Annotated in this window: 11 protein-coding genes; 2 read left to right on the plus strand and 9 right to left on the minus strand. The window is 61.8% G+C overall.

The window, feature by feature from the left end:
• Positions 1–436 precede the first annotated feature (436 nt).
• Positions 437–1,075: a hypothetical protein gene (locus BJF92_RS00185; RefSeq protein ID WP_075632777.1), complete on the minus strand. Its 639-nt coding sequence runs from the start codon at positions 1,073–1,075 to the stop codon at positions 437–439.
• 108 nt (positions 1,076–1,183) lie between these two features.
• Between BJF92_RS00185 and BJF92_RS00190 the strand changes: the two genes are divergently transcribed.
• Positions 1,184–1,477 carry a helix-turn-helix domain-containing protein gene (locus BJF92_RS00190; protein ID WP_425356435.1) on the plus strand — a complete coding sequence of 98 codons (294 nt, stop codon included), beginning with the start codon at positions 1,184–1,186 and terminating at the stop codon, positions 1,475–1,477.
• 38 nt (positions 1,478–1,515) lie between these two features.
• Here the strand turns inward: BJF92_RS00190 and BJF92_RS00195 are convergent, their stop codons facing one another.
• The 8 genes from BJF92_RS00195 to BJF92_RS00230 form a co-directional block, all read right to left on the minus strand.
• Positions 1,516–4,320, minus strand: coding sequence for an LPD7 domain-containing protein (locus BJF92_RS00195; protein ID WP_245294617.1), 2,805 nt, complete (start codon positions 4,318–4,320; stop codon positions 1,516–1,518).
• A 208-nt stretch (positions 4,321–4,528) separates the two neighbouring features.
• Positions 4,529–4,726: a hypothetical protein gene (locus tag BJF92_RS24810; RefSeq protein WP_143523840.1), complete on the minus strand. Its 198-nt coding sequence runs from the start codon at positions 4,724–4,726 to the stop codon at positions 4,529–4,531.
• Between the two features lie 1,062 nt (positions 4,727–5,788).
• Positions 5,789–6,367, minus strand: coding sequence for a Fic/DOC family protein (locus BJF92_RS00205; protein WP_075632781.1), 579 nt, complete (start codon positions 6,365–6,367; stop codon positions 5,789–5,791).
• A gap of 2 nt (positions 6,368–6,369) precedes the next feature.
• Positions 6,370–6,567, minus strand: coding sequence for a hypothetical protein (locus BJF92_RS00210; RefSeq protein WP_075632782.1), 198 nt, complete (start codon positions 6,565–6,567; stop codon positions 6,370–6,372).
• A gap of 72 nt (positions 6,568–6,639) precedes the next feature.
• A complete protein-coding gene (gene repC, locus BJF92_RS00215; protein ID WP_075632783.1) occupies positions 6,640–7,905 on the minus strand; it encodes a plasmid replication protein RepC in 1,266 nt (421 codons plus the stop codon).
• Between the two features lie 154 nt (positions 7,906–8,059).
• Positions 8,060–9,052 (minus strand): plasmid partitioning protein RepB, encoded by a 993-nt coding sequence (gene repB / locus BJF92_RS00220; protein ID WP_075632784.1) that lies wholly within the window; start codon positions 9,050–9,052, stop codon positions 8,060–8,062.
• 71 nt (positions 9,053–9,123) lie between these two features.
• On the minus strand, positions 9,124–10,329 hold the full coding sequence (repA, locus tag BJF92_RS00225) for a plasmid partitioning protein RepA (RefSeq protein WP_075632785.1): 1,206 nt from the start codon (positions 10,327–10,329) through the stop codon (positions 9,124–9,126).
• Positions 10,330–11,650: 1,321 nt separating this feature from the next.
• Positions 11,651–12,505, minus strand: coding sequence for a DUF932 domain-containing protein (locus BJF92_RS00230; protein ID WP_075632786.1), 855 nt, complete (start codon positions 12,503–12,505; stop codon positions 11,651–11,653).
• Between the two features lie 727 nt (positions 12,506–13,232).
• Between BJF92_RS00230 and BJF92_RS00235 the strand changes: the two genes are divergently transcribed.
• Positions 13,233–13,850 carry a hypothetical protein gene (locus BJF92_RS00235; RefSeq protein ID WP_075632787.1) on the plus strand — a complete coding sequence of 206 codons (618 nt, stop codon included), beginning with the start codon at positions 13,233–13,235 and terminating at the stop codon, positions 13,848–13,850.
• Positions 13,851–14,313 lie beyond the last annotated feature (463 nt).

A 14,313-nucleotide genomic window follows, 5' to 3' on the forward strand; every position in this document is an offset into this window, starting at 1 on the left:
ACCATCAAAGCCTCCTGTCAAACAAGGAGACCCTCGGCAACAAACCTTGCCCCAACCTGACGTTTGTCAACAGGCCTTAGAATACGACGTCCACGGAGTGGAGTTGCGCCTGACCTCTACGCAGACATTCGTTTCTGTTTCCCGAGTGGCTGCTTCCTGCGCAATGTCATCATTGCGCACTTGGCGTCAGCGGCAAAACACACGTCCGCTCTCAGGAGATGGATGAGGCAACCTGAATACCCGAGTGAAGGCGCAAAACCGCCGTCGGACAAGCGTATACTTCATGACCGGTTTGGGACAAACTCGGACCATATCGCTCTATGCCCTGATGTCCGCTGATATCATCTCGACCGCACTGCCCAGCAGTCCGTTAAGGCCCCAATTCGGCCCGGTCGTCATGAGCGCCCGGGCCGAAGGATAACGGACCTCTCGGCCCTCAGGCAGCGATGTGCAGGAGATCCGCAAGGACCATCCGTATCTGCGGCCAGGGAAACTCCTGGCTCCCCTCTCGCGGCTCGCCAGTCTTTAACATCGCGTGCAGCTTGCCGGCCGCCCCGGCTAAGGTGCTGGCACGGGATTTCCAGAGGGTTTCAAGCAGATCCTCTTCGGCCGCCTGCGCGTCTCTTTCGGCATTCCGCGCGCGGCTATAGCCGATGCGCCGGTCCATCTCCTGCCAGGCCCTCTGGTGGGCAGCGAGTTCAGACATGGCGTTCTCGCGCTCGGCTGCCCTCTCCGGTTTGCTCCCGAGCCATTGTTCGATCTCGGCAGTCGTGGAGACGATGATGGGCTTGGCGCATCCGGGAACGCTCAGATCGATCTGCGGAAAGCCGATGGTATCGACAAGCCGGCTTTCCAGCCGCGCCTGCCGCCGGCCAAGTGCACAGGCTTTGCGGTTGGCGGCCTGCCAGTCAAACCAAAGGCCTAGCGCGGGATCTCCTCCGCAGGCGGGGGACCCCTCCCCTTCCCCCTTCGGCTGCGCTGCGGCCGCATGAGCCCCAACTGTGGTCGTCACCATTCGCAGCAGCGTTCTGCGGGTGACGGAAGACAAAGTTCTGCTACTGTCGGAATCAGCCATGATCCAAGCTCCAACTCAGCTAGATTGTGGTTAGGCCGAGCTGGGCGTTGCAACCGCTCCGCTCGGCCACCTGCAAGAATACAGGCCACGTCACAATAACGGGGAAGAATGACCAATCAAGGAAATTCGCCTACAGTAGGCGATTTTGACATGTTGCCTGCTCAATGCCGCATGGCGCGCGCCGCTCTTGGAATGAAAATTGCAGAACTGGCGGAACTGGCGAACGTTTCGACGAATACCGTTGTGAGATTCGAAAGAGGCGAAGAGCTGAAAAGCGCTACCGTTCGCAGCATAAAAGGCGCTCTTCAGCGTGCTGGAATATCGTTCATACCAGAAAATGGCGGCGGCGCAGGTGTACGTTTCAGTATGCCAACCAACCGGAAAAGTATTGAATCGTCATAATAGGTTAGACGTTATTCCGCGCGTCACCAGACCAAATTCTACCTCTGCCTCGGTTTGTCCTTCCGCACCTGCTGATGACGGCTTACCTCCTTCTCCGACAGAAGCGCCTTCTGATCGAGGCGCTGGCGCTCGATCTCGGGCGACTGGGAGACATCGGAGGGGATCGCCCTGGCAGGATCCTGCGCAACGGCCTTTTCGGCCCGAACCGCAGCGGAGGCTTCCGCCTTCGTGCGATAGACATGATCGTCACCGCCGCCATTGATCGGCCGCTCCCCGGTCTGCACGCTGCGCTTGGCCTGCCTGACCTCCCGCGTGGCTTCGGCCTGCGTCTTTTCCTTCACGGTTTCAAGCGCCACCGCAATCTCCGCATCGGTGCGGCGAACCGGTGGAGAGGCTTCAGCGCTGTCGACGAAGCCCGGCTGCCTGCGCTCGCGGGTGCGTTCCATTTCCCGCTGCGCCTCCATCCTGGCTTTGGCCGCCGCAAGCTTTTCCTGCAGGTCCGGGTTCGACAGGGAGAACCCATGCTCGGCCGCCAGTTCGACCGCGATGGCCTTGTCACGCTCGGAGCCATTGACGGCGACCACGCCCCACTTTTGCGACGCCATTTGCATGGCCTGAAGGATCGATGCGCGATCGCGGTCCGCCGGCTTCACCTTGTCGCCGGTGTCGACAGGCGGTTTTACCCCATTGGGAGCCGTGACAGCTGCTGCAGGCTTTTCCGCAACGGTCTGCCGCACGGCCTGCTCACGCGGCATTGTCTGGCTGGCATCACGACGATCGAACACCTGCTCCTGATCGGCGGCGCGATTTTCAGCCGAGAGACCATCGACCTCCTGCCGATCCCCCGGCTTCTGCGCAGGCGGCAAGGTGCCAGCCATTACGCCTGGGCGCTGCGAGCGTTCGCGCGCGATGCGATCCCGGGCGGCCGTGAGCTTGTCCTGAAGCTCCGGATTGGTCAGCCGCACGCCATGTTTGGCGGCGAGTTCAACAGCGAGCGCCGTGTAGCGGTCGGGACCGCTGACACGCACGGCCCCCCACTTCTGTATGCCGAGCTCAAGCGCCGCCAGAACGGCCTCCCGATCGCGCGAGCGGCTGACCTCGACACGATCTCCCTGATCGGTGAAGGCGACAGCACCCGTCCGACCGTCGGCGCTGCGAAGGCTGTAGCGGATGGTCTCCCCGCGCGTCTCGGCAATAAAGCCGGCAAAGTTCTGCGCGACCGGCTGAACCCAGCTCTCCCCCTCGATCCGGCCGCGCCCGGCCTCGATCGCGGTCTGGGCCTCGATCATCCTGGTCTGGCTGACCTTCAGCTTCCGACGAAGGGCATCGAACGCGGCAAGCCGCTCCGGCGGCAGGGCCTTTGCCACGATATCGAGATTGGTCTCCATCTCGGCAAAGGCCGAAGACATCGTTTCGAGATCGGCCATGTCAGGCTCCTTTGCTCCTGGGAGGTGACGGGCATTACGGTCCGCCGCGGTCGCAACGCCGATCAGCACGGCATCAAGGCTGCGCGCACGCAAGCGGCGCAGGGTCTGCGCATCCACCGGATCGATCGCCCGGCCGTCGAAAGGCTGCGCCCGGTCAAGAGGAGTTGCTCCCGGCGTTTGCGGCGGCTCCGGTCGAAGGTCACCCTCCCCGCGCCATCCTGCGCTCCAGCCAGCCGCACTCGCCGCCGCATGTCTGAGCCCCTCCGGTCGTGTCGGCACATGGACAGCCTGCTGACGCACGGCCTCGACGCGGCGGCGAAGGGCCTCGGACGCCTCACCCCGCTCGATGCGCCGGATGTCCTTCATCTTGTAGCCGGGCGGATTGGCACGCTCGAAGCGGCTGACGGCATCCATCGGAATGTTCCGCTCCCGTGCCTCTTGCGCCAGGACCGCACGCCAGCGCCGGAGGTCCTCGATCCGCGGGTGGAGGCGCTTGCCTGTCTCCGACACCATCTTCACCACGGCATGGACATGGAGATGGGCGCGATCCTCGTGAAGCGTGAACAGGAAGCGATGGCCGGCAAACTCGCGGGCGAGCATGGCACAGGCGGCTGAGACGAACGCATCCTTCGGCGTTCCCGGTTTGGCACTCAACACGAGATGGGCGACATCGCGCCGCTGCTGCGATCGCAGATCCCGCTTCCAGTCCCGTGCCTCCTCGATGATCGACCGTTCGCCGCCGAGTGCATGCTGTCCGACAAAGGCCCCGGCCCTATCCAGGCGCACCGCTATGATCGGATCACGCCCCTGCTTCTGGAGCTGGCCGAGCCCGCGGGCCACACCTTCCACGCCATGAGAGAAGCCTTGCATCTCGACACGGGTCTCAGCCCCGAAGGCGTCCTTCAGCCTCATCTCCAGATCCCGCAGAGACTTGCGATTATCGAAGATCCGGCCGGCCCGCGTCTCGCCCTCCAGCCGGCGACGCGCCGCGCTGATCACCAGCGCGACCCCCCTCCCCTCTCCGTCACGCGCCAGATCGCTCTGCCAGGCGATCCGGTGACCGGGAAGCGCACCCTTCAGCACCTCTCCGACCTCCTCATCAGATGAGAGCCTTGCCGAAGGCAGGGTCAGCGACAGGCGCAGCACGTCCTTGGACGGCGCCCGCCCATCTTCCTCGGCCCATTCGCTGGCCAGCGTCCTGATCCAGTCACGCCCAGCCAGCCTGTCGCCATTCTCGTCTTCGACCGGAAGCTCACCGCCGCGGCTCTGGTAGCCGAGCAGCTTTCCCACCCGCGCTTTGCCGGCCGCGAAGCTGACCAGCTTGACCACGGCGGGCTGCGACCCGCGCGCAATCGCCGGCCGGAACATCGCAGGCATCTGCGCCAGCGCGGCCTCCCCTGCCAAAGGGCCAGACAAGCCCCTCGGTCCAACACCGCCATGGCTGGCCCGCGAGCCCCTCAAGCCACTGCCGGGACGGCGACGCCGCTCATCGTCGAAAGGGACGGGCTGCGGCGTCGGACCAGTCCAGGGCCGCCCGCCCACGCTCGGTCGCCCATGATCATCCGCCAGGCGCTTGCCGACACGCTGCTGCGCCGCATCAATCAGGCTGAGGACGCCCTCAAGATCAAACATCGCCCGCCCCCACCTCTGGCGCAGGCAGGCGGGAGGTATCGGACATGCCCTGCATCGCCTGCATCCCCATGGCATGATCGTTGACCAGCCGGGCAAGCCGGCTCATCGCTTCGATCAGAGCGTCGAACCGTGGCTCGTCGCGCCCACGCAGATCACGCGCAACCGCCTCCAGCGCAGCGCGAGTCAACATCAATTCCCCTATATACGCCGTTACCGAGGAACCGCCGTCCCATCCGCCGTCCTGCTCCAGCCCTACGGCCTGCCGCGAAAGGCGCGGCAAACTCCGCCTCGCTGACCCGCAGATGCACGACCTTTCCGAGGATCGCCTTCGTCATCATGGCCCCTTGCGCGCCGTCCGTCTTTGCCTCCCCTTCGCTTTCAAGCGACTGCCGGGAGGCGCCCCTCGCCTGTCTCGGGCACACGTCGGTTTTGTATCACCAAAACTGCTATCCTGCCATCCAAAAAGAAGGATATAACAAAATAAATTCAATGGCTTACGTGGCTGATCAGCCCTCGGTGGCTTTAGTGGACGAAGTGGCTCTGATGGCTGGTCAGACGCTTAGGCCATTGGTGGCCATGGGCTTCCACGTCTGACAAATGCCTTGGGCCACAATGGATCGGTGAGCCGTCTGGCCTCTCGTACTCATCCTGGTCTCAAGGGTCGTTATGGCATCCAAGGGATGCCCGGCCACAATGAGCCCATGGGTCCGTCATTCCACATGTGGCGAGCATAAATGGTTTGAAGACCCTCGGTGGCCTTTGGGGCTGTGATGGACGAGCTGGTACTGCTGGACGTAAGACCACTGAGGGCTGACCATATCGCCATATGGCCCTCGACCTAGCGAACCTATGGTGCATCAACAGGCTGTCGAAAATACCGGGGCCTCGTTGATTATCGCGGGAGGCTATCATGCGTCATGGAGCGCAGACTGCTGATTGGCCAAAGTGCCAGCCTCACGGTCCCATTCATGTCCAGATCTGGCAGTGACCATGCTCATGGCGTGGAGGCTTCGTGATGAGAGACTCGGCCGCCGCTTGCGTGATCGTGCATATCATTCAAAAACGAAACATCAGCCGCTTTTTTTGTTGAACAAATCCGCTATGGCCAGCCCCTAGCCCCGCCTGGTTTCGACAGAGAAGCAACGCGCGAGAGCCATCCTTCATCATACGCTCCGCTAGCACGCGGCACCCCCCGTGTACGCAGTTGTGTTGAACGGCGCGTGGGATGAATTCGGCCACCTCATTTGCTCGTCTAGTGGCTGACCAGATCGAGGATCAGCTGGCGTAACGGCTCGATGCGGCCATCGAAGCTATCGATCATAGCTCCAATGACCCTGTGACGGTCAAGGAGGTCGTCGTTGAAGGGCAGGCCACCGTTTTCGGCAAGCAGCGACAGGAAGGTTAGCTGGGTTCGCCCATTGCCTTCCCGAAACGGATGGATCGCGTTGAGGTCCGCCAGAAAATCCGTTGCCTGCCTTGCGAATTCTTCCGGCGACAGCCCGGTGAGGAAGCCGTTTCGCTCGAGCTTCGCAAATACGAGATCCATCTGCCGGTCGATATACTCGGGATAGCAGAACCAGTTGCCGCCCTTGCCGATCCGGATCGTCCGGGGCTGCCCAGCCCAGTCGTAGATGTCCTGGAACAGGTGGTGGTGGATCGCCATGTAGTGGGCCCGATCCAGTGCACCGTCAGGGAGGGGTTCGTCTGCCCGGATCAGGAACAGGGCTAGCTCGGCTTCGTCGAGTTCGGCCTGGTCGACAAGGTCGAGCTTGTTGATCAGGACCGTGGTGCCTGGATAGCACAAGGGATCCTGCTCGGCGGTGTAGACCACGGTCAGGCTTTGGTTTTGGCAAACTGCTTGCGCACGAGAGCCCGGCGTTCGTCTCCGCTCTTGCCCTGCGACTGGGCGAGCACAGTGCGCATGCGCGGGGTCAGCATCATGCCTTCGACGGCGCTGATTTTCTCGCCGCGGGCGCTCGTGAGCTTGCGGGCCTGATTGGACGATGCGGCGGTCGACGGTTGCTTTTTCATGGGAAAAAGCTAACCGACAAACGGTCCCGCGGCAAGATTTTCCTGAAAGCTGCCGAGGTTTCCAAGTGGCGATCATCCCGCCACCCGCGCCGCGCCGGCTGCACCACCGTTTGCGCGCAGGAGCGCCATGAGGACCCGCCCCAAGGCGAACTCACCGCGTCCAGCACGCCTCGTCAGGTCTCTGAGGTAACCGCCGGGCGAGTTGATGTGCCCTCCCCGTTCGAGGATGCAGGCCACGACCGTCGCGGCGTTCTCGGGCCCCATCACGGCACAGGCTTCCTCATAGGCCGACGGGCTGACGCCCAACATCGACCGCACGACGACCGCGGCCGACATCAGGTCGCGCCAACTCCCTACCCCGCCCCCGGGACCATAATCCTCGATCTGGGGGCAAGCCCGCAGCACGAGCCCCAGCGGGAATGCCTTCAGGCCCACGCCATCCGTCTTTTCATCACGCCCTGGCTTCCGTTGCTGCCCATTCCAAGGCCCGTTGGCTGGCGCCGGCCTCTCGCCCTGCTCCGTTTCCAGGAGCGGTTCAGATTCAAGGGAAGAGTCTGGATTTGAATTCTGTATGTGCCGCTCAGTTTGCGCGGGACTGCCGCTCAGTTTTCGTTTTTCGGATAGCATTTCCAGGCGGTTGACCGCTTCCTCGCGTAACAGCTCCATTTCGTCGAGCACGGCTTCGACCTGAACGGCTGTGGCATTGCGCGGAAGCCCGGTCACCAGCGACTGCTGATGCTGCGCGATGGCTAGCCAGTCGCCCTCCGCACGCTCCTCAAGTGCGGTCTCAACAAGCTTGCTGATATCACGGCGGCAAATCGTCAGGCGCTCGCGCAGCCGGTGGAGCAGCTGGCGGTCTGCGACGACCTGAGCAGCAAGTCCCTCGATCTCCTCGGCACGGGCGAGAAGGGGGGCCAGCGAAAACCCGAAGGCGTGTTCGACCTCCCCGGCCTGGCCCTTGCGGGCATAGCGCTTGCCGTTCGGGCTATCCTTGCGCACCAGCAGGCCGGCATCGACCAGCGCCGCCAGATGGCGGCGGATGGTCTGCTCGGCCATGCCGTGAGCCCGCAGCGACAGCTGTATATTCGACGGGAACACGACCAGGCCGACGCCTTCTGCCAGATCGTTTTTCGGATAGAAGCTGAGCAAGGCATTCAGCACCGCAAGCGCGCGATCGCTGATGCCAAGGCATGGCCGTGCCTCGCAGAGCGCGCGGTACAGCTTCCATTTATCGATCGCCTTTCCCGGCGCGATCGTCTCCGCCAACGCCTGGCTTGCCAACATGCCAAGCGTCATCGACCGCCGCCCGAAGGGCGTCGTCACATGTCCACTCTCCATTTCCTTGCCTTTCTGCAGGCAAAAGAAATCTGCTCACCGAAACGGTGCCAAGGACTCTTGACTAAGATTCGAGGAAGTGCGATTCTCGGGGTGCTTAAATCTCGAGAGAGGCTTCCACGACGGCAACGTTTTGGGGGCCTTTTTCTTTTGCGGATCAGTCTCCTGTTGATGGTCGGTTATGGGCCTGAAACGCCTCATACAGCGCTTCAAGCTGTTCGGAGACAAACGCCCCGAAATCGGATGCATCTTTCGCCGTCAGGGCGATCGTGAAGGTTTTGCCGGCATCGCGGGTCGATACGGCTACGGCCTTTTCGGCTACGTCGAAGCGACGCACCGAGGGCGAGCTTTCCTGCTTCTTCGGCCGCCGGACCGTCTTGAGTTCATCCAGCAGCAGATTGAACCGCTGATCCGCAGCCGCCTCCGCAAAACCCGGCGACGCCACAAACGTTCGTGCCCGCTCCGCCTGGACCGGCATCTGCATCAGCTTTTTCAGCTCTTCCCAACGGTCGCGGCCAACGCCCTTGGCGGCACCGATCGCCTCGATGACCTCACGCGGAACGGTGTCGACCACCGACAGCATGCGCGACAGCAGCGTGTCGTCGATCGAAAGCGCTGCTTTGGCGACGTCCTTGCCCATGCCGTTGCCGACGAGCCGAGCGGCGAAAAGCGCCTTCTCGATGAAGGTGAGGTCCGTACGGGCCGAATTCTCCTGCCCTTGCGCGATGACGTGGGCGATGTCCTCAAGCTGCTTCACCACCGCCCGGACCGGGATGCCCAGCTCGCGCGCCACGCGGGCGCGGCGGTGGCCAAATACGATCATGAAATGCCCGCTGGCTTCCGGATGGGGCCTCACCAGGATCGGGGTCGACTGGCCGGACTGCCGGATGGCCTCGCGCAGCAACGCATATTCCTCTTCGTCGTCACCGATCCGGTCGGCCACGAACGACCCCTCGAGCAGCGCCGGGTCAAGGGCCACGACCGTCTCCCCCTCAAGCATGCGCATCGAGGTTTCGGCCATCTCGTCGAGGGACTGGAGCATGGAGCGCGAGGCGCCGCGACGGGTGTATTCCGATCGCGCGCCCGTGTCCGCCTGCGTAGGCTCGGCCTCGCCAGCGGTCCGTGCCAGCAGGGTGTGCTTTCTCGCCATGGTCGCTTACCCTTCCCGTAACGCAAAGAAAGACATGGGGTTTTCCCTGATCTGCACGGCTGTCAAAACCGTCATCCGCGCCGCCCCCACGCTTTGTGGATCAGGCTGGCGATCTCGCCATTGACGGAGTTCAGGCATTCCATCGCGCGGTCGTAGGTCGCGCGGGTGAACTGGTTCTTTTCGACCTCGTAGAGGGTCTGTTTGGTGATGCCGGCGTCACTGATTGCCGTGGACTTCAGCATGTGGTTTTGGAGCATGCGGGTCGAGAACATCGCCTGCATGAATCCGACCATCTGCGCTTGCGGTCCGTCGGTGGGCTCGTAACGGGTCACCAGATAGCGGAACCAGTTGAGGTTCACCTTGGCCCCTGCCCCTCGGATCGAGTCCAGGATACCGCCAAGCATCAGCAGGAACTGGCTCATCGACATGATGTCCAGCATCTGCGGATGGACCGTGATCAGCACCGAAGTCGAGGCGGTCAACGCCGTCAGCGTCAGGTAGCCAAGTTGTGGGGGGCAGTCGATCACCACCACATCATACCGGTCTTCGACGTCTTTCAGCGCATTTGAGATGCGCGTGAAAAACATCCGCCCCTCGGCCGAGGTCTTGCTCGTCGCCGCGAGCGGCGTCTGGTACTCGTATTCCTGCAGCTCGAGGTTCGCCGGGATGATGTCCAGTCCGGGGAAGTTCGTGCCCTGGATGATGTCGGTGATCGGCTTGCGGCCCTCGTCGTACCGAAGGGTCTCGAAGAACGACGGGTTCTTGTCGAGTTCAGGCTGGATTCCGTGCAGGGCGGACAAGGAGGCCTGTGGATCGAGATCGACGGCGAGGACACGGTGTCCAGTCAGGGCGAGGTATTGGGCAAGGTGGGCCGTCGTCGTGGTCTTGCCCGAACCGCCCTTGAAGTTCACCACGGAGATGACCTGCAGTCCCTCGCCCGCGCGGCGGTGCGGCACGTACTTCTTGAAGTCGCTGCGGCCGTTCTTGTCGAGGAACTGGCGCAGCTCCAGCATCTGCTCGGCGGTATAGGTCCGGCGCCCGCTTGCGGTCGTGGCCGGAACCGGCCCCTTGCCCTCCAGGTGCAGCTTCTTGATGTGGTTCTGCGTCACGCCGAGGTAGTCCGCGACCTCGGCCAGCGAGAACGAGCGCAGTCCCTTCTGAGCATCGGGCGGATATTGCTCGAGCCGCAACATGTTCAGATTGTCGGAGATCAGTTCCCCCTGCCGGAGAATCTCCTGTCCGAAATCGAGTGCCTCAAGGGAGGTCGCCATGTTCATATCGCTGGGTTCCAGAATAACGCTTTTGCCGCCGACGTGGCCTTAGAAGCGTTATTTATACGTCCGATTCTGGATCTCCGGCAAACCCTTTTTAGTTATCAAAACGTTAACCAAATTCGAGGGTACAGTGCACCAGCGAAAAGCGCGGCACAAGTCATTGCTATAATTTGAGATTTGACCAATTTGCACGGCTGTCAAACGTGTAATGAGCGATCGCATCTCATGTTGGGGGCAGCATCTTGACGGACGGAATGACGCTTTCACCCGTAAGGTCCCCTTCCACGAGAATCCTCGGGCGTATCCTGCCGGACTGCCGAATAGCGACGGGAGGATGGATACGGAAGCTCGATTTCGCCCATGAAAGGGGAGGGGACGCAGCGCCCCAGCACCTAGCCGAAGGCCAAGGCGCAGCTTGCGAGCCTTGGCCTGCGTCGAACAATGAAGAGCATCGGAGAAATCAGCATAGCGCCGGCTGCAAGCCGGGATTTCGGGAATTCTCGTCACGCCCCCGAGCGGAGAACGGCCAGCCGCAGGAGCCTCAGCAAAGCGACCCGCAGGGGGAGGCGGGACCGACTGGCCCCGCTCGGGGCGTTCCGCATGGATGAGCGCGCGGCAGGCGAAAGCGAGGATGGCAAATCACGGGGTGGGCAGGGAGGTCGAGGGGCGGGGCGCAAGGGGAGCCCTTCGAAGCCCTTGTCGGCCGCTCGATGCGGCTGACGAGGGACCGACGCCTTCGAGGCAGATAGCGGCTCGGCAAAATTACTTTGGAGAGGGCGCCGGATGTCCTTCGTCGCATCGGCTCCTCGATGAAGCTTTGAACCCGAAACAGGAGTGCCACAGTCTTCCGGGCTCTTTTCATTTTGGGGTAAGGCTGGTGAGCAAAAGCGATATCCTGTCGCCGCCTCTGGGAGCGAGGCCGTCGCCGCGGCCGGAGTGGGCAGATGTCTTGGGTCACGCAGGAAGCCTGCGCGCGTGCTGCGTCCACTCTCAAACCAGAGACTTATCGCAATCCGTCTCAGCAATTTCGACAGGTTCAGAAATGCGATACCGAGGTCAGGCCGCTGCGTTCGTAAAGCCGTGCCGCCACACTTCGGGCTGTCAAACTCCAGGCGATCAGTGATCGCTTCGCCTCCTCCGTCATGAAGCTGTCTATTGACCGCGCCGAACTCGGCTGCGCTGCGATCCATGCTGCTTTCGATGCGTGTCCCCGCATCATCCTCTATGGCACCATCGCCGGAGCCTCTGAGTTCCAGACTGGCGAACAATCGCCAATCCGGTTTGTGCAATGTGGTCCAGCAATCGAAGAGAATGTCCGGGCGCGTCAGCATGCGCCCTTCAATGCGGCCATCTTCTCACCGAGCAGCCACAGGGCCTTGTTGAGCTTGAGATCCTGATCGATACCCGTGACGGGTCGCGACTTCATCCGACGCTGACGTCCGAACGCGTCACGTGTGACAGCACGGATGCCGCCCTTGATAGCATTTTCCTGCACCACGTTCCATGTCGTCCAGAGGTCGTGTCCCAAATCCGCGCTCCGGCGTTGCGTCAACAGCTGCTCGGGCCTGATCGGCGTCCTGGTATCGCCGTCCGTGTCGCCAAAGCGCAGCATATGCGCGCTCTGAGCAAGGATGTGCTTCTCGTCGTCATTCAAGCGCAGCGCTGACCAGTCCTGTGGCGCGGCCAGAGCGTGTTCCGCCCCTTTCAGAACGGTATACGTCCCTTCGATCACCTTGGCCTGAACATCACCGGAATGACGAACCTTGATCTCCTCGATCTTGCCGGTTTGCGTGACCAGCGAGTTGAGGCAGCGAATGCGAAACAGGCCTGCCATCAACTCGTAAGCGCTGGTTCCATCATTGGCGTTCTTCAGGAGGATTTCGCAAACAGTGTCCCCGACATGATAGACCTTGCCGTCGTCGATGCGGCGAAGGCGGATCAGGTGCTTGGTGAAATCGGACTTTCCTTCGATGCGGCTTGATGACTGTTTTGCGCCAACCGGCACAAAGCCTTCCCTGGTCAGACCCCGCAGGATCTCGATGGTCGGGATCGGCTTGAACCGCTCCGAGCGGCTTTCATGGGCGACGGTCGCAAAGATCGCTGGCGCGATACGGCGCATTTCATCCTCGCTTAGGGCACGGCCGGTGTCGAAGCGAGCAGTCTCGGTGTAGAGGGTCATAATGGGTTCTCCAAGGTTTTGCAAAAGCCTTGAGAGCAAGCCCCGCAATGGGCGAAGCCTTGACCCACCGTTGCGGTGGATGTGCCCTCACATCCAACCGAACGAAGGGGGGGAGGGCGAAGCCCGCTCCCCGGTGCGCGGACTGGGAAGTCATGGGTCCGGGGAGAAGAAAAGCGGAAGGTTCGGCGCGCAGGCGGTGAAAGCCGCTTTTCTTCTCCCCAGACAGGCGCAGCCTGCTTGCCCATTGGCTTACCTGGCAGGGCATCGTAGAGCGGCCTGCAGACGGAGAGGATGCGCATCCGGCGGCAAGCGGGATGCACCGCTCAGATGCGACCGCCCCAGCGCGGTCTCTGATGAAGCGCAGGGTCCGGTGCGTGGCCTCCGCCGATCGAGAAATTAGGGCCCGGATACGCTAAACCACCTGATCTCGGCGTTCCTTGGCACATCCCTGATAGCGGCTTTGGGCCGCAAGCTGACTTCCACCTTGCCCTAAAAGCGGTCATTGGCTTCCAACAAGGCACCTTCCGATTTGGGGCCGACTGCTTTTTGGAAGCTCTCGGCGGTAACCTGCCGTTTTTAGCTGCGCTTCATCAGGCAGGGTTTGCCCCGTAAATTTACGATGCCATTTATTGACGCTCGGAGTGGAAACGTAACCCTCTCCCGCGCAGCTGCGCCATACAGCATCTAGCAAGCATTGCGTCTCCCATCTGTCGCAAGATGCGCCGCCTTGAAGGCTAAGTCGTCGTCGCAACTGGGCGACGCGGGGCAGTTGATAGTCGCGACCCCGACCGGCTTTGCCCGCCTTCGTCTCACCGAGAAAGAACTCGCGCCCTATTACACGCCGATGGCCCGCCCTTGTATTGATCGTGATTCTTTGCTCAGTTTCAGTGCTTGGGGGAGACAGCAGGTGGCAGGACAATCAGCTTTCGAGCGCTATCTTAACGCTTTGGACATTCCTTACCGCGGCGAGAAGAGAACGCGGGCTAAGGACTTACGTGAGCTAATCCAAGAAATTATCGAGGAACTCGATCTTGGTAGTCATCACGGAAGCCCGAAAGCATACGGCGTCACTTTCGATCGTACCAAGAATACGACCTTCGACTACTGGCTCTTCGATGAACTGATTGTGCAACTTGACGCTGGAGCCGGCGGAAAGGGAATCCAAAAGCCTCTTAACCAGCTTCGCCTCATGGCTTGGCGCAAGGGGCCAGCTGCGCTCGCCGATGTGATCCGTCGAGTTTGCCGTCACTATCCGCAGCTGAACTTCCAACGCCTATTGGTCTTCGAGGTCGTCAAAGGAAACCATAAAGTTATCAGACCTCTCCGGGGCACTTACCGGAAATAGCCGGCGGGGAAGGCAAACCATCATCCGCGTCAGCCCTTGACAGTCCAGACGGTGGACGGTGCTGCGTGCGGTCACATCGAACTTGCCGCCGCCATGATGCTCCGCCTTCAGCGGACCGGAAGCGCTGCCCCGCTTGAGATCATTGAGCACGCAAAGGCAGCCACTCTAACGACCGTCCGAAACCTAAAGTGACGCCCCATCCCTCCGAGACCTGTGGCTCATCTGTTGGCAGAAGGATTCACTGCGGAGAGTTGGGGCCGTCAGCAGACGGTACGCTGTTAGGACCACTAACGCGAAAAGCGGACACCCGAGGCGGGTACAAAGAAGGCGGATCGTGCGCGAGCGATTGGGCGCCAACCACGCCCCCTCGCGGTCAGAGAATCTCTAGGCTCAGGACTCATAAATCACAACCAAAAGATAACGGTTGCAGCGATGCATATGCTTGAGAAGAAGGTATGCGCGC

It is taken from the genome of Xaviernesmea rhizosphaerae, from assembly GCF_001938945.1.
Taxonomy (GTDB): Bacteria; Pseudomonadota; Alphaproteobacteria; order Rhizobiales; family Rhizobiaceae; genus Xaviernesmea; species Xaviernesmea rhizosphaerae.

Excerpts from the sequence above, each read along its gene's own strand:
- BJF92_RS00185 (WP_075632777.1), bottom strand. The coding sequence starts at position 1,075 with ATGGCTGATTCCGACAGTAGCAGAACTTTGTCTTCCGTCACCCGCAGA.
- BJF92_RS00190 (WP_425356435.1), top strand. The coding sequence starts at position 1,184 with ATGACCAATCAAGGAAATTCGCCTACAGTAGGCGATTTTGACATGTTG.
- BJF92_RS24810 (WP_143523840.1), bottom strand. The coding sequence starts at position 4,726 with ATGTTGACTCGCGCTGCGCTGGAGGCGGTTGCGCGTGATCTGCGTGGG.
- BJF92_RS00210 (WP_075632782.1), bottom strand. The coding sequence starts at position 6,567 with ATGAAAAAGCAACCGTCGACCGCCGCATCGTCCAATCAGGCCCGCAAG.
- repC (WP_075632783.1), bottom strand. The coding sequence starts at position 7,905 with ATGGAGAGTGGACATGTGACGACGCCCTTCGGGCGGCGGTCGATGACG.
- repB (WP_075632784.1), bottom strand. The coding sequence starts at position 9,052 with ATGGCGAGAAAGCACACCCTGCTGGCACGGACCGCTGGCGAGGCCGAG.
- repA (WP_075632785.1), bottom strand. The coding sequence starts at position 10,329 with ATGAACATGGCGACCTCCCTTGAGGCACTCGATTTCGGACAGGAGATT.
- BJF92_RS00230 (WP_075632786.1), bottom strand. The coding sequence starts at position 12,505 with ATGACCCTCTACACCGAGACTGCTCGCTTCGACACCGGCCGTGCCCTA.